15 protein-coding genes are annotated in these 18088 nt (G+C 71.6%); 5 read left to right on the top strand and 10 right to left on the bottom strand.

Annotated features, from left to right (window positions below):
- Window positions 1–6: 6 nt before the first annotated feature.
- Complete coding sequence (crtI, locus tag BLQ91_RS12675; RefSeq protein WP_425412464.1) at window positions 7–1467, top strand: phytoene desaturase family protein; 1461 nt, start codon at window positions 7–9, stop codon at window positions 1465–1467.
- An 86-nt stretch (window positions 1468–1553) separates the two neighbouring features.
- Here the strand turns inward: crtI and ppk2 are convergent, their stop codons facing one another.
- Window positions 1554–2513 (bottom strand): polyphosphate kinase 2, encoded by a 960-nt coding sequence (ppk2, locus tag BLQ91_RS12670; protein WP_245733367.1) that lies wholly within the window; start codon window positions 2511–2513, stop codon window positions 1554–1556.
- Window positions 2514–2654: 141 nt separating this feature from the next.
- Between ppk2 and BLQ91_RS12665 the strand changes: the two genes are divergently transcribed.
- Entirely contained in the window at window positions 2655–2846 is a 192-nt protein-coding gene (locus BLQ91_RS12665; RefSeq protein WP_090096991.1) for a hypothetical protein, read from the top strand.
- Here BLQ91_RS12665 and BLQ91_RS12660 read toward each other — a convergent pair.
- From BLQ91_RS12660 to BLQ91_RS12645, 4 genes are read right to left on the bottom strand one after another with little or no spacing between them, the layout of a single operon-like run.
- On the bottom strand, window positions 2810–4159 hold the full coding sequence (locus BLQ91_RS12660) for a GH1 family beta-glucosidase (RefSeq protein ID WP_090096990.1): 1350 nt from the start codon (window positions 4157–4159) through the stop codon (window positions 2810–2812). The genes BLQ91_RS12665 and BLQ91_RS12660 overlap by 37 nt on opposite strands.
- A gap of 21 nt (window positions 4160–4180) precedes the next feature.
- Window positions 4181–5068, bottom strand: coding sequence for a carbohydrate ABC transporter permease (locus BLQ91_RS12655; RefSeq protein WP_090096989.1), 888 nt, complete (start codon window positions 5066–5068; stop codon window positions 4181–4183).
- 4 nt (window positions 5069–5072) lie between these two features.
- The gene (locus BLQ91_RS12650; protein ID WP_090096988.1) at window positions 5073–5993 is read right to left on the bottom strand and encodes a carbohydrate ABC transporter permease; all 921 of its coding nucleotides are present in this window, start codon (window positions 5991–5993) and stop codon (window positions 5073–5075) included.
- A gap of 9 nt (window positions 5994–6002) precedes the next feature.
- Window positions 6003–7259 carry an ABC transporter substrate-binding protein gene (locus tag BLQ91_RS12645; RefSeq protein ID WP_090096987.1) on the bottom strand — a complete coding sequence of 419 codons (1257 nt, stop codon included), beginning with the start codon at window positions 7257–7259 and terminating at the stop codon, window positions 6003–6005.
- A gap of 238 nt (window positions 7260–7497) precedes the next feature.
- Between BLQ91_RS12645 and BLQ91_RS12640 the strand changes: the two genes are divergently transcribed.
- Complete coding sequence (locus BLQ91_RS12640) at window positions 7498–8529, top strand: LacI family DNA-binding transcriptional regulator (protein ID WP_090096986.1); 1032 nt, start codon at window positions 7498–7500, stop codon at window positions 8527–8529.
- A gap of 125 nt (window positions 8530–8654) precedes the next feature.
- On the opposite strand, the gene BLQ91_RS12635 is transcribed toward BLQ91_RS12640, so the two are convergent.
- The 3 genes from BLQ91_RS12635 to BLQ91_RS12625 are packed head-to-tail and all read right to left on the bottom strand — an operon-like array spanning window position 8655 to window position 11652.
- Complete coding sequence (locus tag BLQ91_RS12635) at window positions 8655–9128, bottom strand: MarR family winged helix-turn-helix transcriptional regulator (RefSeq protein WP_245733366.1); 474 nt, start codon at window positions 9126–9128, stop codon at window positions 8655–8657.
- A gap of 26 nt (window positions 9129–9154) precedes the next feature.
- Complete coding sequence (locus BLQ91_RS12630) at window positions 9155–11185, bottom strand: xanthine dehydrogenase family protein molybdopterin-binding subunit (RefSeq protein WP_176959710.1); 2031 nt, start codon at window positions 11183–11185, stop codon at window positions 9155–9157.
- The gene (locus BLQ91_RS12625) at window positions 11182–11652 is read right to left on the bottom strand and encodes a (2Fe-2S)-binding protein (RefSeq protein ID WP_090097229.1); all 471 of its coding nucleotides are present in this window, start codon (window positions 11650–11652) and stop codon (window positions 11182–11184) included. Before BLQ91_RS12625 ends, BLQ91_RS12630 begins: the two co-directional genes overlap by 4 nt.
- 90 nt (window positions 11653–11742) lie before the next feature.
- Between BLQ91_RS12625 and BLQ91_RS12620 the strand changes: the two genes are divergently transcribed.
- Both BLQ91_RS12620 and BLQ91_RS12615 read left to right on the top strand, forming a co-directional pair.
- Complete coding sequence (locus BLQ91_RS12620) at window positions 11743–12729, top strand: hypothetical protein (protein ID WP_218130252.1); 987 nt, start codon at window positions 11743–11745, stop codon at window positions 12727–12729.
- A complete protein-coding gene (locus BLQ91_RS12615) occupies window positions 12726–13577 on the top strand; it encodes an alpha/beta hydrolase (RefSeq protein WP_218130251.1) in 852 nt (283 codons plus the stop codon). The genes BLQ91_RS12620 and BLQ91_RS12615 overlap by 4 nt, the downstream gene beginning before the upstream one ends.
- Here BLQ91_RS12615 and BLQ91_RS12610 read toward each other — a convergent pair.
- Window positions 13543–13833 (bottom strand): STAS domain-containing protein, encoded by a 291-nt coding sequence (locus BLQ91_RS12610; RefSeq protein ID WP_090096983.1) that lies wholly within the window; start codon window positions 13831–13833, stop codon window positions 13543–13545. The genes BLQ91_RS12615 and BLQ91_RS12610 overlap by 35 nt on opposite strands.
- Window positions 13763–17971 carry a SpoIIE family protein phosphatase gene (locus BLQ91_RS12605; RefSeq protein ID WP_245733365.1) on the bottom strand — a complete coding sequence of 1403 codons (4209 nt, stop codon included), beginning with the start codon at window positions 17969–17971 and terminating at the stop codon, window positions 13763–13765. The genes BLQ91_RS12610 and BLQ91_RS12605 overlap by 71 nt, the downstream gene beginning before the upstream one ends.
- Window positions 17972–18088: the final 117 nt, after the last annotated feature.

Raw genomic sequence — 18088 nt, 5'->3', positions numbered from 1 at the left:
CAGGTGGTGAAAGGCCGCACCGACCGGGTGGTCGTGGTCGGCGCGGGCCTGTCGGGACTGTCGGCGGCGCTGCACCTGCGTGGTGCGGGCCACGAGGTGACCGTCCTCGAACGGCACCCGCATCCGGGCGGTCTCGCGGGCCGTCTCGAGGTCGACGGGCATCGGATCGACACGGGTCCGACCGTGCTGACCATGCCGGAGCTGCTGGACGACGCGTTCGCCGCCGTCGGGCAGAAGCGCGAGGACCACCTCGAGCTCCTGCCGCTGCACCCGGCGTACCGCGCGACGTTCGCCGACGGCAGCGCGCTCGACGTGCACACCGACGCCGGCCGCATGGAGCAGGCGGTCCGCGACTTCGCGGGCGACCGGGAGGCGCAGGGCTACCGCGAGCTGCGGGAGTGGCTGACGAAGCTCTACGAGGTGGAGAAGGACAGGTTCATCGGCGCGAGCTTCGACTCGCCGCTGGACCTCGTCGGCCGCGACCTCGTGGAGCTCACCCGGCTCGGCGGGTTCGGCTCGCTGGACAAGGCGGTCGGGCGGTTCCTGAAGGACGAACGGCTCCGGCGCGTCTTCACCTTCCAGGCGCTCTACGCGGGCGTCGCACCGAAAGACGCCCTCGCCGCCTACGCCGTCATCGCCTACATGGACACCATCGCGGGCGTGTGGTTCCCGCGCGGCGGCATGCGCGCCATGCCGCAGGCGTTGGCCGACGCCGCCGCGCTGGCCGGCGTGACGTTCCACTACGGGGTGGAGGTCGAGCAGCTCGAACGCTCCGGCTCCCGCGTCACGGCGGTGCGCACGGCCGAGTCGCGCATCCCCTGCGACGCCGTGGTTCTCGCCACCGGACCCGCTCAGAGCACGCGGCTGCTGCGCGGTGAACCACGCCGTGTGCTGCCGTTGCGGTGGTCGCCGTCCGCGGTGGTCGTGCACCTGAGCGCCCGGCGGGTGGTGGACGACCTCGCGCACCACACGATCTCGTTCGGTGACAAGTGGAACAGCACGTTCGACGAGATCGTCCGGCAGGGCAAGCTGATGAGCGATCCGTCACTGCTGCTCACGACGCCGTCGCTGACCGATCCCGCGCTCGCCCCGGAGGGCAGGCACCTCCAGTACCTGCTGGCACCGTGCCCGAACCTCGACGCCGCGCCGCTGCGCTGGGACGCGATGGCGCAGCGGTACGCCGAGCAGATCATGGAGGAGCTGGCCGCGCGCAAGCTGCTCGTCGACGCCGAGCCGCTCGCCGTGGTGACGCCCGACGACTGGGCACGGGACGGCCAGGCCGCCGGCACGCCGTTCTCGGCTGCGCACACCTTCGCCCAGACGGGGCCGTTCCGGCCTACCAACCTGCCGTTCCGGCGGGGCAACGTCGTGCTGGCGGGCAGCGGGACGACGCCAGGGGTGGGCATCCCACCGGTGCTGATCTCCGGCCGGCTGGCCGCGGAGAGGCTGCGGCGGCCGGGGAAGTGAAACGGTTTCACGCCGGGATGCGGGCACGGTCTGCGGCCGCATCCCCGAGGTGGGCGTTCGGGCTGTGAGCTCCGGCCCCGCAACCGTCACGGGTGCAGGCCGGGACCAGCCTCCGCGCTGGGCGCGATCGGGGTGGGGCTGAGGGCGGTGTCGTCCTCGCCCTCCTCCAGCAACGTGGCCGCGGGCCCGACGATGCGCACGTCCGGGGTGCCGATCGCCTCCTCGTCCTTGTCGGCGTAGTCGAAGCGGGACAAGATGCTGCGCATGGCCTCGATGCGGGCCCGCTTCTTGTCGTTGCTCTTGACCACGGTCCACGGTGCGGTCTCGGTGTCCGTGGCGCGCAGCATCGCGACCTTCGCCTCGGTGTAGTCGTCCCAGCGGTCGAGCGACTTGATGTCGTTGGGGCTGAGCTTCCACTGCCGCACCGGGTCGATCTGCCGGATGACGAACCGGGTGCGCTGCTCGTTGCGGGACACGGAGAACCACAGCTTCACCAGCAGGACGCCGTCGTCGACGAGCATGCGCTCGAACTCCGGCACCTGCCGCATGAAGCGGTCGTACTCCTCCTGCGTGCAGTAGCCCATGACGCGCTCGACGCCGGCGCGGTTGTACCAGGAGCGGTCGAACAGCACGATCTCGCCCGCGGTGGGCAGCTCGCGGACGTAGCGCTGGAAGTACCACTCGCCGCGTTCCCGCTCGCTGGGCTTGCCCAGGGCGACGGTGCGGGCGCCGCGGGGGTCGAGGTGCTCGGTGAACCGCTTGATCGTGCCGCCCTTGCCGGCCGCGTCCCTGCCCTCGAACAGGATCACGAGCCGCCGGCCGGTCTCGGTCACCCAGTACTGCAGTTTCAGCAGCTCGATCTGCAGCAGCCGCTTCTGCCGCTCGTACTCCGGACGGCCCATCCGCTCGGTGAACGGGTAGTTCTCCTGCCACGTCAGCACTTCGCTGCCGTCGGCGCGGCGCAGGACCGGTTCGTCGTCGTCGGGGAACTCGGCGGTGTAGCCCTCGACGAACAGGTCCGCGGATTCGAGAGTCAGGTCTGTCACGAAAACGTACATACCCGACGTACCGAAGTGGAAACCGCCGGGTAGGGGGCCTGCGCCGCCACGAGGCGGACGCGGCGCCGGCGCTGATCTCGTGGGCGGCGTGCCGGGACGACCCCCGGCGGCGGGTGCGAGGCCTTCAGCGTGCCGCTGGGCGGGGACGAGCCGTGGGGCAGCGCGTCGGCCTCGCGGTCGCACGTCACCGAGCCGCCCGCGAACCCGCCGGGCGCGTGGCGCGTGCCGAAGACCTTCGTCCTCGGCACGCGCCACGACTCGACCACCTGCGCCCGGCTGTCCCGCTACCGAGCCCCGATGAACGAGCGGTACCAGTGGTAGCTGGCGCGCGGGGTGCGTTCCTGCGTGGCGTAGTCGACGTGGACCAGGCCGAACCTGTGCTTGTAGCCGTGCGCCCACTCGAAGTTGTCGAGCAGCGACCAGCAGAAGTAGCCGCGCAGGTCCACGCCCGCCTCCGCGGCCGCCTCGGCGGCCGCGATGTGGTCGCGCAGGAAGGAGATGCGGTCGTCGTCCTGGAAGCCCTCCACGTCCGGGTAGACGCAGCCGTTCTCCGTGACGTACACGGGCGGCAGGCCGGGATGCCTCTGCTTGAGGTCCGTCAGCGCCGTGGTGAGGCCGACCGGCTCCACCGGCCAGCCCATGCCCGTGCGCGGCACGTCCGGGAGCCGGGTCGTGTCGACGCCGATGTCGTGGGCGGTGCGCTTGGCCGGGTCCGGCTCCCGGTGCGGCGCGTCGGCCACGTGCAGCCGGTAGTAGTAGTTCAGGCCCACGTAGTCGAGCGGTTCCCCGATGACCGCCAGGTCGTCCTCCTGCCGGAACGAGAAGTCGGTGATGTCGCCGAACACCGACTGCGACTCCTCCGGGTACGCCCCGCCGAACAGCGGATCGGTGAACTGCCTGCGCAGCAGGACGTCCTGGCGGGTCGCGGCGGCGACGTCGGCGGGGGAGTCCGTCACCGGCACGGCCGGTGACTGGTTGAGCACGATGCCGAACTCCTGCTCGGCCAGTCCGTTCGCCCGCATCGCCCCGACGGCGAGGCCGTGGCCCAGCAGCAGGTGGTGCACCGCCGCCAGCGCCCCGTGGCCCTCCCGCGCGCCCGGAGCGTGCCGGCCCTCGGCGTAGCCGACGATCGAGGAGCAGTACGGCTCGTTCAGCGTGGTCCACTTGCGGACCACGTCGCCGAGCGCCTCGTGCACGAGCGCGGCGTAGTCGGCGAACCGGTGCGCGGTGTCGCGGTTGCGCCACCCGCCCTCGTCCTCCAGCGCCTGCGGCAGGTCCCAGTGGTACAGGGTGAGGAACGGCTCGATCCCCCTGCTCAGCAGCCCCTCCACGAGGCGGCGGTAGAAGTCGAGGCCGCGCTGCTCGAGGCGTCCCCTGCCCTCCGGCAGGATCCGCGACCACGAGACGGAGAACCGGTACGCGTCGACGCCCAGGTCGCTGAGCAGGCGCAGGTCCTCCTCCCAGCGGTGGTAGTGGTCCGCCGCCACGTCACCGGTGTCCCCGTTCGCGACCGCCCCGGGCACCGCCGCGAAGGTGTCCCAGATGGACGGGCCGCGGCCGTCGAGGCTGGCCGCGCCTTCGATCTGATAGGCCGAGGTCGCCACACCCCAGCGGAAGCCGGCCGGAAAACTCACAACAGTCTCCTCTGAGAGGGGTCAGCCCTTGACGGCGCCCGACATGATGCCGCCGACGATCTGGCGGCCGAACAACAGGAACACGGCCAGCACGGGCACCGTGCCGATGGTCGCGGCGGTGAGCACGAGCGTGTAGTCGGTGGTGTACCCACTGGCCAAAGTGGACAGGGCGGTCTGCACGGTCGGGTTCTCCGGCGTGAGCACCACCAGCGGCCAGAAGAAGTCGTTCCACGCCTGCATGAACGTGAACAGGCCCAGCACCGCGGCCGCCGGGCGTGCCGCGGGCAGCGCGACGTGCCAGAACAGCCGCAGCGAGTGGCAGCCGTCCATCCGGCCCGCCTCCAGCAGCTCGTCCGGGATCGCGCGCTCGAAGTACTGGCGCATGAAGAACACGCCGAACGCCGTCACGAGCCCCGGCACGATCACCGCGTGGATCTCGCCGGCCCAGCCGAACTCGGCCATCATCATGTAGAGCGGGATGATGCCGAGCTCGGTCGGGATGGCCTGGGTGCCGATGATGAGCAGCAGCAGGACGTTGCGGCCGCGGAACTTCAGCTTGGCGAACGCGAACCCCGCGAGCGTCGAGAACAGCACCACCGAGATGGTCACCGTGCCCGACACGAAGATCGAGTTCATCAGCGCCAGCGCGAAGTCCGTGGTGTCGAAGACCCGCGCTATGTTGGCGAAGAGGTTGCCGCCCGGCACCAGCACCGGCGGCATGCTGTCGATCGCGTCCGGTGTCTGCGAGGACACCACGAACGACCAGTACACGGGGAAGGCCGACCCGGCGAGGATCGCGATCAGGGCGGCGTAGGTCCACGGCCCGGCCACCCGCCTCGCCAGCCTGCGCGCCCTCGCCGAGGGGCCGGCCGGGGGCGCCGGCGCCGGGCGTTCCAGCACTGCGGTCATGGGGTCACTCCGTCCGGATCCGCTTGGTCACCAGGTAGCCGAACCCGGCGACGACGACGGTGGCGATGGCGAGCACGACCGCGATCGACGAGCTGTAGCCGAAGTCGTACTTCGTGAAGCCCTGCTCGTAGAGGTACAGCGCCGCGGTCTGGAACTGCCGGTCGGAGCCGCCGGTCGCGGCCGCGGCGCCGGGGTTGAACAGCAGCGGCTCGGCGAGCAGCCGCATGTTGCCGGTGGTCGCGATGATCGTCGTGAAGATGATCTGCGGCCGCAGCAACGGGACCGTGATGCGCCAGAACTGCTGGCGGCCGTTCGCGCCGTCCAGGGTGGCCGCCTCGTACAGCGACGGCGAGATCGCCTGCATGGAGGCCAGGAAGATCAGCGCGTGGTAGCCCGTCCAGCGCCACACCACCATCACGGCGATCGCGATGTGCGAGGTGGCGGTGCCCGCCTGCCAGTCGATCTGCCCGGCGCCGAACAGGCCGAGCAGCCAGTTGAACAGACCGAAGTCCCGGCCGAACAGCTGCGCGAAGATGATCGTCACCGCCGCCACCGAGGTGATGTTCGGCAGGATCACGCCCATCCGGAACAGCGTGCGGGTGCGGACCTTGCGGTTGAGCAGCTGCGCGATGACCAGCGCGAACAGGATCTGCGGAACCGTCGTGAGCAGCCACAGGCTCAGCGTGTTGCCCATGGCGTTCCAGAAGTACGGGTCCGCCATGAGCGCCGCGTAGTTGTCGAACCACACGAAGGTCGCCGCGTCGGACTCGAGCAGGTTGCGGTCCTGCAGCGAGACCCAGATCGTGTAGAGCAGGGGGAACAGCCCGAAGACACCGAAGATCAGGAAGTACGGCGCCACGTACCCGTACGGCGCGAACTTCGTGTCCCAGCGGTGCCTGCGGACCGTCTTGTCGATCACAGCCATGTCAGCGGATCACTTCTGCACGTCGCCGACGAACTGGCGCCACGAGTCCTCGCCGTTCTGCTTGCCCTGCTCGACGCGCTGCATCGCGTTGCCGATGGCGGTCTGGATGTCGCCGGCCTTCGGGCCCTGGTACTGCGGGTTCAGCTTCTTCGCCGCGTCGGTGAACAGCTTGCCGATCGGGGCGTCGTTGAAGTACGGGTTCTTGTAGTCGACGATCGACGGGTCCTCGTACAGCTTCGGGGTCGACGGCAGCAGCCCGGCGCTCTTGAAGACCTTGGCCTGCTGCTCGGGCGCGGTCAGCCACGCCGCCAGCTCCACGGCCTTGTCGATGTTCTTGCCCGACTTGGGCACGGTCAGGTACGAGCCGCCCCAGTTGCCGCCGCCACCGGGAACCGAGGTGACGTCCCACTTGCCCGCGGCCTCGGGACCGGCCTGGTCCTTGATCTTCGCCATCTGCCACGCGGGGCACGTCACGGTCGCGAACTGGCCCTGCTTGAAGCCGGTGTTCCAGACGGGCGTCGAGAACAGCAGCTTCGCGGACAGGCCCGAGTTCACCCCGTCGACGACGAGGTTCCAGGCGTCCTTGATCTCCTTGTTGTCGCCCACGACGATCTTGTCGGTCTTGTCGTAGTAGCCGACGGACGCCTGGCCGACGATCGCGTTGAGCACGGTCGGGCCGCCGTCGAACCACTTGACGCCCTCCGGCGCCTTCTCCTGGAACTTCTTGCCCGCGGCCATGAAGTCCTGCCAGGTCGGCCACAGCGCGGCGACCTGGTCGCGGTCGGCGGGCAGCCCGGCGTTCTGCAGCAGGTCGCGGCGGTAGCAGATGGCGAGGCCGCCGACGTCGGTGCCGTAGCCGATCTGCTTGCCGTCCTTGCTCAGCGATCCCTCCCACTTCCACGGCAGCCAGCGGTCCTTGAGCTGGTCACCGCCCTTGGTGTTGAGGTCCACGAACTTGTCCGGCGTCGCCTTGAACTGGTTGACGTAGCCGGTGTCGACCGCCTCGATGTCCGCGGTGCCGCTGCTGGTCGCGAGGTGCGCGGCGAGGTTCTTGTGGTGGTCCGAGTAGGAGGCGGTCCTGTCGCTGATCTCGATGTCGGGGTGGGCGGCCTGGTACTCCTTCAGCAGCTCGGCGTACCCGAAGTTGCCGAAGAGGCCGATCGTGAGCTTGGTCTTGCCACCGGACGCGGTGCCGCTGCCACACCCGCTGAGCACCAGGGCGGTCGCCATCACGGCGCAGCCGAGGGCGAGGGATTTGGGGCGCATGTTCCAGGCCTCCGTCGATTTTTGGGCGCGTTGAAGCAGAGAGGTGGTTCTTTTCGAACAGGTGAACCGGCGTGGATCGGAAAGCGCCGGCCGAAGATGTGTGGCGACTATGACAACGGGGTTACGCGTCATGAGTCAAGTAACAGATTGATAAACATCGTTCGCGGTGCAGCTGTTTGACGAGCGGAAGTGCTGCTCGTAGGGTCTATGTAACCGCTTACGGTGAAACGGAGGCCCGATGGCGACCGGGCGTGAGATCGCCCAGCTCTGCGGCGTGTCCGTGGCGACGGTGTCGCGCGTCTTCAACCAGCCGGGAACGGTCAACGAGGAAACGCGCGAACGAGTGCTGCGGGTCGCGAAAGAGCTGGACTACCGGCCCAACGAGTCCGCCCGCGCGTTGTCGACCAAGCAGTCGACGATGATCGGCCTCGTCTGGGACACCGACCACCGCAGGCCGGGCTGGCGGCACCCGTACCTGCAGGACCTCCTGATCGGCCTGAAGTCCGCGCTGAGCGCCCACGGCTACCACCTGCTGATGCTCGCGACGAGCGGCGACGCCCGCGAGGTCGGCGCCTCCCTGGCCGACCCGGTCGGTTACGTGAACATGACGCGGCGCCACCACCTCGGCGGGCTGGTGCTGATCGACAGCGGCTCGGACGCGAAGGCCTTCGAGACGTTCGCCCAGTCCGGTGTTCCGTGCGTGGCGCTGGACGTCGCGGTCGAAGGACCTCGGGCGACGTACGTGACCTCGGACAACGAGGGCGGCGCCTGGTCGGCGGTCCGGCACCTGCTGTCGCTGGGGCACTCGCGGATCGCCACGATCACCGGGCCTGTGGGGAACCAGCCCTCGCGGGCCCGCGTTTCGGGCTACCGCAGGGCTTTGCGGGAGGCCGGGGTGGCGTCGCGCGACGACTACGTGGTGTCCGGGGACTTCTACCGGGCCAGCGGAACCGCCGCGATGCACCGGCTGCTGGCGTTGGACGAGCCGCCCACCGCGGTGTTCGCGGCGAGCGACGAGATGGCGGTGGGGGCGCTGCTCGCCGCCCGTGCCGCCGGGCTGCAGGTGCCGCGCGACCTCGCGCTGGTGGGGTTCGACGACATCGAGGTCGCGTCGGTGGTGGAGCCGGCGTTGACGACGGTGTCGCAGGACAAGCCGGGGTTCGGGGTGGCGGCGGCCAAGGCGATCATGGCGATGATCACGGGGGCGGAGAAGGAGGGGCCCCTGGTGCTGCCGACGACGTTGGTGGTCCGGGGGTCCTGCGGGGGCTGAACGCTCGGCGGCGCGGGGGAGTGCGGCAGAGGGCGGGTCGTGGGTTCGCCGCGGACTTCGCGGATGGCGCGGGCGACCCCTGGTCAAGCCCGCCCCGGCCGAGCACCGGGTGCGAGCCTCCGCCCTCAGTCCTCTGTGGACGTCGCCGCCGCGATCAGCGCGATCAGCTGCCGCCGGAAGTGCTCGTAGTCGTCCACCGCGCCGAGCAGCGTGTCCGACTCGCGCTCCTCGCGGCGGGCGGCGGCCAGGGCGCGGCGGCCCACCGGCGTGATCTTCACCGACGTCCGCCTGCGGTCCTTCGGGTCCTGGCTGCGCACCACGTGCCCGCCGCGGTCGAGGTGCTCGATCGTGCGGCTCATGGTCTGGTCGGTGACCCGGCAGAGCAGGGCCAGCTCGCGTTGCGAACGCGGGCCGTCGGCCAGGTGGTGCAGGGTGATCATGCCCGCGTGGGTGAGGCCCCGGCCTGCCAGGAAGTCCTCGAAGCGCTTCTCGACGACGCGGGCCGCGACCGACAGGAGCCTGCCGGTCGGCCAGGAGGCGACGTCCGCGCCCACCTGGTCCGGGCGGTGCGCCACCGCCAGTTCGTCTCCCTCGGCCACGGCCCCATCATCCCAGACCCGCCCGATCACCCCACGTCGGTCCCGAACGGCATGCCGGTCACCGGCTCCTCACCCGCCAGTGCCGCGGCGATGGCGGCGGCGGCCGGGGGGTAGGCGAGTTCGCCGAGGCCGCCGAGCGGGGCGTTCGACTGCACGATGGTCACGTCGATCTCGGGTGTCTGCCCGATTCGCGCCCACGCGTAGTCACCGAACGACGACTGCGCGACGTGCCCGTCCCGGACCGTGATCTGCGCACCGAGCACAGTGGACAGAGCATCGACCACGCAGCCCTCGACCTGCGCGCGGACGCCGGACGGGTGCAGCGCCACGCCGACGTCGACGGCCGCGTGCACGCGCAGCACCCGGCGCGCGGACGGGTCCGCCACCGCGATCACCGCGATCGCCGAGCCGTACTCCTCCAGGCACGCGACGCCGCGGTGGGTGCCCCGTGCGGGCGGCCTGGTCCAGCGGGCCCGTTCGGCTGCGGTGTCGAGCAGGCGGTGCAGGCGCGAGTCCGCCGGGAGCAACGAGCGGCGCAGCGCCACCTGGTCGAGGCCGGACCGGGTGCCGATCTCGCTGAGGAAGTTCTCCTCGGCGTAGACGAACTGGCCCGCGTACACGGCCCGCCAGAACCCGGTGCGCAGCGGGGCCGGCCGGACGGTGACGGTGACGTCGCCGGGCACGCCGTACGGGAAGTGGTCGCCGCTGGCCTTGATCAGCGCCGGGTTGCTGAAGAACGGCAGCACGGTCAGGCCCCACGTCGCGACCTCGTGCGCACGCCGCACGGGCACACCGCCCGCGCCGATCTCGGCCGACAGGCGGTGCACCGACATCGGCCGGTACGAGTCGTGCCGCATGTCGTCGGCTCGCGTCCACAGCACCTGCACGGGAGCGCCGACGCGACGCGAGCAGGCCACGGCCTCCAGCACCGGGTCCGTTTCGATGCGACGACCGAACGCACCGCCCGAGGTCGTCGTCTCCACCCGCACGGCCGTGGCGGGCAGGCCGAGCTGGCGGGCGAGCTGGGTGCGGAGACCGCCGGGGTCCTGCGTCGGCGCCCAGATGGTCACGCCGTCCGGACGAACGTGCGCCGTGGCGTTCATCGGCTCCATCGGCGCGTGCGCGAGCAACGGCATCTCGTACACGCGCTCGAAGCCGGTGACCGGGCTCTGTGCGGGCAACGCCGACCGCAGGTCCGCGAGCCACGTGCGGCTGTCCGCGGCGGGGGTGCCACCACCCCACGTGATCTTCAGGGCGTCCCTGCCCCGCAACGCCTGGTGGGTCGACCTCGCGATCACCGCGACACCGCCCTGACCGTCTGCGGGCGTCGTGAGCGTCAGGACGTCGACCACTCCCGGCAGGCCGCGGGCCGCGGTGTCGTCCACGGACTGCGGCGTCGCGCCGATCCACGGCGGCCGGGCCACGACCGCGACCAGGGAGCCGGCGGGACGGGAGTCGATGCCGTACCGGGTGCGGCCGGTGACGATGTCGCGGGCGTCCACCCGCCCGTCCCGGGTCTTGCCCAGCAGCCGCCACTTCTCCGGAGGCGTGAGCTCGACGGGCACGGTGGCGGGGTCGAGCGCGGCCGCCGCGGGGACGAGCGCCCGGTAGGCGAGCCTGCCCCGGCGCGGGTGGCGCACGGCGCCGTCGCGAGCGGTGCACTCGGCCACCGGCACGCCCCAGCGCTGCGCGGCGGCCGTGACGAGCAGGCAGCGCGCGGTCGCCGCGGCGGTGCGGATCGGCGTGGCGAGCTGCCGCACGGACGTCGAGTTCGTCACCGCCTGCGAGCCGTACCGCTCCGTGTCGCCGGCGGCCTGCTCCAGTGCGACGTCGCGAACACCGACCGCCAGTTCCTCGGCGACCATCAGGGCCACCACGGTGCGCACGCCCTGACCGGTGTCCGGCCGGGGCACGGTCGCGGTGATCCGGCCCGAGTCGTCCAGTCGCACGAACACGTTCGGCACCAGCTCGTCGGAGGCGGCGAGCGCGGGGATCGGCACCGCCACGACCAGCGCGCCGACTCCCGCGCCGCGCAGCAACGTCCGCCTGCTGATCACCGCTCCTCCCTCATGATCCGGCTCGCGCGGCGCACGGCGTCGCGGATGCGCGGGTAGGTGCCGCAGCGGCAGACGTTGTCGCGCAACGCTTCCCCGATCGCGGCGTCGTCGGGGTCGGGATCGCGGGCGAGCAGCGCCGCCGCGGCCATCACCTGGCCGGGCTGGCAGTAGCCGCACTGCGCCACGTCGAGCTCCCGCCACGCCCGCTGCACCGGGTGGTCGCCGTCGCGCGACAACCCCTCGACGGTGGTGATCCTCGTGCGCACGCTCTCGGCCGTCGTCTTGACGCACGGCCGCGCGGCCTCACCGTCCACATGGGACGTGCAGGCGCCGCACAGGCCGACACCGCACCCGTACTTGACGCCCGTCAGTCCCAGCTCGTCGCGCAACACCCACAGCAGGGGAGTGTCGCCGTCGACGTCGACCTCGCGTCGTTCACCGTTGACGCGCAACGTGTATCGGGCCACCTGGGGTCCTCCTGATTTGCTCAGTGCGCTGAACGTAGCACGGCGGGGAAGGGTTTGTTCAGCGTGCTGAACAACTGCATAATGCTCAGCGTGCTGAACGAAACGCGGGCCGGCCGCGACGTGCTGGTGTGGGGTGTGGTGGCGAGTGCGCTGCTCACCGGCTTGGTGTGGCTGCTCGGACAGCGGTTGCACGGCATCGCCCTGCTGCCCGACCAGGGCGCGTCCTGGTACTACTGGAAGCTGCCCGATCCGACCTTCTGGACCAGGGCGTCCGCCTGGGTGGGCTACGCGGCGCACCAGCTGGTGTCCTGGGGCCTGATCTACCACGCGCAGACGCGGATCCGCCGGTACACGTCGGGGTTGCACCGCGTCAACTACACCGCCCTCGCGGCGAACGGCGGGTTCATCGCCCTGCACGCCCTGCAGACGCAGCTGTTCTACGACGGCCTCGCGCAGGACGTCTCGATCTTCAGCTCGCAGGGTTCGGTCGTCCTGCTGCTCGTGTGGGTCCTGCTGATGGAGAACCGCCGCCGCGGGCTCGTCCTCACCTGGTCCGCGCCGATCTCCGCGCAGGTGGTCTCGTTCGCGCGCCGCTACCACGGCTACCTGTTCAGCTGGGCCGCGATCTACACGTTCTGGTACCACCCCATGGAGTCGTCCAGCGGACACCTCATCGGGTTCTTCTACATGTTCCTGTTGCTGGTGCAGAGCAGTCTGATGTTCACCCGTGCACACACGAACCGCTGGTGGACGATGACGCTGGAACTGATGGTCGCCGTGCACGGCACGCTTGTCGCGGTGATGAACTCCGGCCCGAACGGCATCTGGCCGATGTTCCTGTTCGGGTTCGTGGCGATCTTCGTGCTCACCCAGATGCACGGCGTGGGGCTCAGCACGACGGCTCGGTGGTGGATCGGCGGCACGTTCGTCGTGGCGGCCCTCGCGGTCTACTCGTGGCGCGGCTTCGGCAAGATCGACGAGGTCGTGCGCATCCCGGCGATCGAGTACCTGCTGGTGGCCGTGCTCGCCCTGCTGATCTGGGCGGGCATCCGGCTCACCGCCCTGGTGCGGAGGTGACCTGGCCGCGCGGGACGGCGGCCGCCGCGTGCCTCGGCGTGCCGCTCGTCCTCCTCGTCGCCGGCTGGGGCCCGCTCACCGCGGGACATCCCGCGCAGCCGGTGCTGCTCGGCGTGGTCGCCGTCGTGGGCACAGCCGTCGTGCTGTGGAAGCGCACACCGTCGTGGCTGGCGGTCGTGCTTGCCGTTCTCCTCGTCGCACCGTTGGTGTACCTCCAGCCGTTCGCGGCCACGGGCGACACCGACGACGCGACGGTGTTGCGCCCGGACGGGCCGGTGCGCGCCGGGCTCGTGTTCCACCCCGGAGCCCGGGTGGACCACCGCGCCTACGTTCCGCTGCTCCGGCGCGTTGCGGCGCGAGGGTTCCTCGTGGTGGTGGTGAAGGAGCCGCTGAACTTCGCCCTGCTGGGCGGCGACACGGCCTCCCTGCGCGCCGAGCACCCCGGGGTGCCGGTCTGGGCGGTCGGCGGGCACTCGCTGGGAGGCGTCGCCGCCGGACGGGACGTGGCCGCCGACAGCTCGGTGCGCGGACTCGTGCTGTGGGCGTCCTACCCGGTCGACGACCTCTCCGGCCGCACCGGGCTCAGGGCGTGGTCGATCCACGGCGACCGGGACGGGTTCACGACACCGCGGGACGTCGCCGAGTCGCGGAAGGTGTTGCCGGCGGACACGAGGTACGAACTGGTCCCTGGTGCCGTGCACGCCTTCTTCGGCGACTACGGCGACCAGCCGGGCGACGGCGTGCCCACGACCTCGCGCGCCGAGGCGCAGGAGCGCATCGTCGCGCACACCGCCGCGGCACTGGAGGAACTGGCTACTCCAGCCCGCGGATCGTCGCCATCGAGGTGAGACCGGACATCTCCAGCAGCGGTCCGAGCAGCGGGGTGGCGATGATCTCCAGCCGCCCGGCCTCGGCGAACAGCACGCTCATCCCGGCGCTGTCGACGTAGGTCACGCCGGTGAGGTCGACCACGAGCGGTCCCTCGACGTCCGCGAGAGCGCTCGCGAACGCTCCGGTGTTGCTCAGGTCGATCTCACCCTTCGCCGTGATGAGGGACCTGCCCTGCGAGTCCTCGGATCTGGTCAGCGTCAACGGCGTCGTCATGCGGAATCATCACCTGCATCGTCACAGTGGTACCGGTGGGGTCGGGGAGGATGGCGACTGCGTCCATCATCTTCTCCATGATCGCCGTCCCGCGGCCGCGCCGCTCAGCCGGATCGGCGTTCGGGGTCTTCCAGGTGCCGGTGTCCGCGACCGTCACGAGCAGCTCGCGGTCGCCCGCGGTCTCGAGCCGCAGCCGGACACCCTGGCGCACCACGCCCCGGTAGGCGTGCTCGATGGCGTTCGCGGACGCCTCACCGACGGCGAGCAGCACGCGCTGGGCGAGCGAGGTGGAGAAGCCGCACTGGTCCAGCCAGGCACGCAGCCTGGTCCGCGCGCCGTGGAGCTCGCCGGCCTCGGCGGGGAAGACCACTTCCAGGGGCGCGGGGTGCCGGTACAGCAGCAGGGCCACGTCGTCGTCGTAGCCGCCCTCCGGAGCGAGGTCCTCCATGATCTGCCCGGCGAGGTCCTCCAGCCCGTTCGCGCAACCCTCCTGGACGGCGTGGGCGGCCTTCTCGATGCCCTCGGTCAACGAGCTCGTGCGGCGTTCCACCAGGCCGTCGGTGTAGGTGAGCAGGGTGGAGCGCGGCGGCAGGACGCACTGCGCCTCCGTGCGCGGCAAGCCCAGCTTGACCGCGAGCGGGATCGATCGGCCACCCTCCAGCAACTGCGTGGTGCCGTCGGCCAGCGCCAGGATCGCGGGCGGGTGCCCGGCGCTCGAGTGCACGAGGCGACCGGTGGCGGGGTCGAGCACGCCGCAGAACACCGTGGTGCACAGCGCACCGGGGACACCGGCGGCGAACTGGTCGAGCGCCGTGAGTGCGCGGGCGGGGCCGATCTCCTGCAGCAGCAGGGCGCGGCAGGCACTGCGCAGCTGGCCCATCACCGCCGCGGCGGGCAGGCCGCGGCCCACGCAGTCACCGACGACGATGCCGATCCTGCCGTCGCGCAGCGGGAACGTGTCGTACCAGTCGCCGCCGACCTCCAGGCGCGCGGCCGGCTCGTAGCGCACGGCGAACCCTCCCGGCAGGTGCGACGGGCCGAGGATCGCCCGCTGCAGCGCCAGGGCCGTCTCCCGCTGCTGGTCGATCTGCCGTGCGCGGGCCAGCCCCTGGGTGAGGTGACCGGCGAGCAACGCCAGCAGCAGCTCGTCCTGCGCGGTGAAGGGGTGCCGCGAGTCGAGGCGCAGCCAGAGCACCATCGGGCCGTCGGGATGCTCGACGGTGACAGCGGTGGCCCCGTCGTCCAGCAACACGGGGATCAGCGCGCCGTTGCGGCTCAGCGCGGTGAGCGCCGCGCGCCGGTCCTCCGGCAGCTCCTCCCAGGCCAGGCGGGAGGTGGCGCCGCTGACCTGGGGCGCGGAGTGCCGGTGGAAGACGACGGCCAGCACGTGCTCGGCCCGCCAGAGCCTCTCCATCTGCTCCAGCGCGGCGGTGAGGGCGTCGGCGGCGCTGGTCGCGCGGGACAGCCGCATGTTCATCTCGGCGAGCGCGATCTCGCGCCGGCGGGCGTGGTGCTCGGCGGTGACGTCGCGGAACGTCCCCACCGTCATCGTCCGGCCGCTGTCCGGGTCGCGGGCGGGGTTCATCATGGCGTTGATCCACAGCCGCCGGCCGTCCCGGTGGGTGACCGGGACGGTGAGGCCGTGCCGGTCACGTCCGGACCGCGCCTCGAAGGCGTCGGTGAACTGCTTGCACTCTTCGGGATCGGTCCGCGCGTCGGGCCACCACGGGTGCGGCACGGGGTAGGGCAGGCCTTCGGGCCCGTAGCCGAGGATCTCGGTGAACGCGGTGTTGATCTCGACCACCGTGCCCTGGTCGTCGCAGACGAAGAAGGCCTCCTGCAACGAGTCGATCAGGGCGTCGCGCCAGCGGGCGTGCCGCCCGCGCAGCCGGGCCAGGTCCACGTTCGCCCGCACGCGGGCCAGCAGGTCGGCCGCGGCGAACGGCTTGACCAGGTAGTCGTCCGCGCCGGCCCGCAGTCCCTCGCCGGACGCCTCCTGCCCGGCGCGCGCCGACAGCAGCAGCACCGGCACGGCCATCGTGCGCGGATCGGCGCGCAGGGCGGAGACCAGCGACAGGCCGTCCATGCGCGGCATCATCACGTCGCTCACGACGAGGTCCGGCGGCTGGGCGCGCACGGCCTCCAGCGCCGCCACACCGTCGTTGACCGTGCGCACCTCGTAGCCCGCCCTCAGCAGCAGCCGGGTCAGGTACCCCCGCATGTCCGCGTTGTCGTCGGCGACCAGGACGGTGGCGAGCACCTCCGGCGCGGCACCCGCGGAGGTGCTGCGCGGCAGCTCGTCGGGGGTCTGGCCGGGGTCGGGCAGCCAGCGCAGGGCCTCCTGCACGTACGGCGCCGCGATGCCGGTGTCCGCCGGCGGCACCGGCTCCCGGGAGATCGCGTCCGCGGGCAGGTGGTCCGCGCCGAACGGCAGCTCGATCGTGAAGCGGGTGCCCACACCCTCCGTGCTCTCGGCGCGGATGGTGCCGCCGTGCAGGCCGACGAGCTCCTGCACGAGCGCGAGACCGATGCCGCTGCCCTCCCTGGACCGCGACCAGGAGTGCTCGATGCGGTGGAAGCGCTCGAACAGCCGGGGCATCTCGTGCTCGGGCACCCCGACCCCGGTGTCGCTGACCGTCACGACCGCCCCGCCCGCGCCGGCCCGCACGGAGACGCCGACGGCGCCGTCCACGGTGAACTTGAGCGCGTTGCTCAGCAGGTTGAGGACGACCTTCTCCCACAGGGCGAGGTCGACGTACACCGGTGCGGGCAGCGCGGCGCAGTCGATCTCGAACGCCAGCCCCGCCTTCTCGACGGCCGAGCGGAATACGCTCGCCAGCTCGGCGGTCACCGCCGGGAGGTCGACCGGCTGGAAGCTCGCCTGCATGCGGCCCGCCTCGAGGCGGGAGAAGTCGAGCAGGGTGTTGACCAGCTTGCCGAGCCGCAACCCGTTGCGGTGAATGACCTCCAGCTCTCCGGCCGCCTGCGGGTCCTGCGGGGGCAGCCGGTCGCGCAGTTCCTGCACCGGGCCCATGATGAGCGTCAGGGGCGTGCGGAACTCGTGGCTGATGTTGGAGAAGAACGCGGTCTTCGCGCGGTCGAGCTCGGCGAGCTCCTCGGCACGGCGTTGCTGGGCGCGGAAGTCCCTCGCACCGGCGACACCGGCGGCGAGGTGTCCGGCGACCAGCTCCACGAAGCCTCGGTAGCCGTCGTCGAGCGGGCGGTGCCGGTTCAGGCCCGCGACCAGGAACCCGTGCGGTGTGCCGCCGGGACGTTGCAGAGGGGCGACCAGCGCCTGGGCGGGCGGCCTCGGCCACGGCCCGGTGGGGAGATCGGCCGCCGCGCCCAGTTCGACCACGGTGGACTCGCCGCGCCGGGCGGCTCCCACCGGCCACACCGGTTCCCCGTCGCGGAGGACGGCGGGCGCCGCGGGGTGCTCCGGCTTGACCCCGGTGGACCCGGCCAGCCGCGCGTGGCCGTCGTCGAAGAGGTAGGTCAGGGTGAACGGCAGGTCGTACCGGTTGCGGTCGAGCTGGTCGCAGGCGGACGCCAGCACCTCCCGCTCGTCGCGGGCGACGCTGGGGTTGGAGCCGAGGTCCCGCAGGGTCGCCATCCGGCGCTCGCCGATGACGCGTTCGGTCTCCTCGCTGACGACGCACAGCATCCCCGCCACCGCGCCGCTCTCGTCGCGCAGGGGGCTGTAGGAAAAGGTGTGGTACGACTCCTCGGGATAGCCGGAGCGCTCCAGGAACAGCAGCAGCGCCTCGTCCCAGGTGGCCCTGCCGGTGGTGAGCACGCTGTCCACCCTCGGGCCGATGTCGCCCCAGATCTCCGCCCACACCTCCGCCGCCGGCCGGCCGAGGGCCCACGGGTACTTGCGGCCCAGCGTGTTGAGCCGGTAGGCGTTGTTGCAGAAGAACGTCAGCTCCGGTCCCCACGCCATCCACATGGAGAACCGGGACGACAGCAGGATGCTCACGGCCGTCTGCAGGCTCTGCGGCCAGCCGGCCGGCGGCCCGAGCGGGGTCGCGGCCCAGTCCACCGCGGCCAGGTCGCGGCCGATCTCCCCGCTTCCGGCGAACACGTCGGCGAGTCCGGGCTCGTCCTGTCTGTGCCCGATGCCGTCAGAGCTCGTCACCGACCGTCCCCTCCACCGGACTCGACAGTGTTGACCTGTACAGGGTGCACGGGATTCGCGGCGGTTGCATGACCAGTGGTGAGCGGCGTTCGTCACGCCACCGCTCACCACCGGGTG

The sequence above is a fragment of the Lentzea jiangxiensis genome (genome assembly GCF_900104175.1).
Lineage (GTDB): Bacteria > Actinomycetota > Actinomycetes > Mycobacteriales > Pseudonocardiaceae > Lentzea > Lentzea jiangxiensis.
This window is presented reverse-complemented; position numbering and strand designations above follow the sequence as displayed.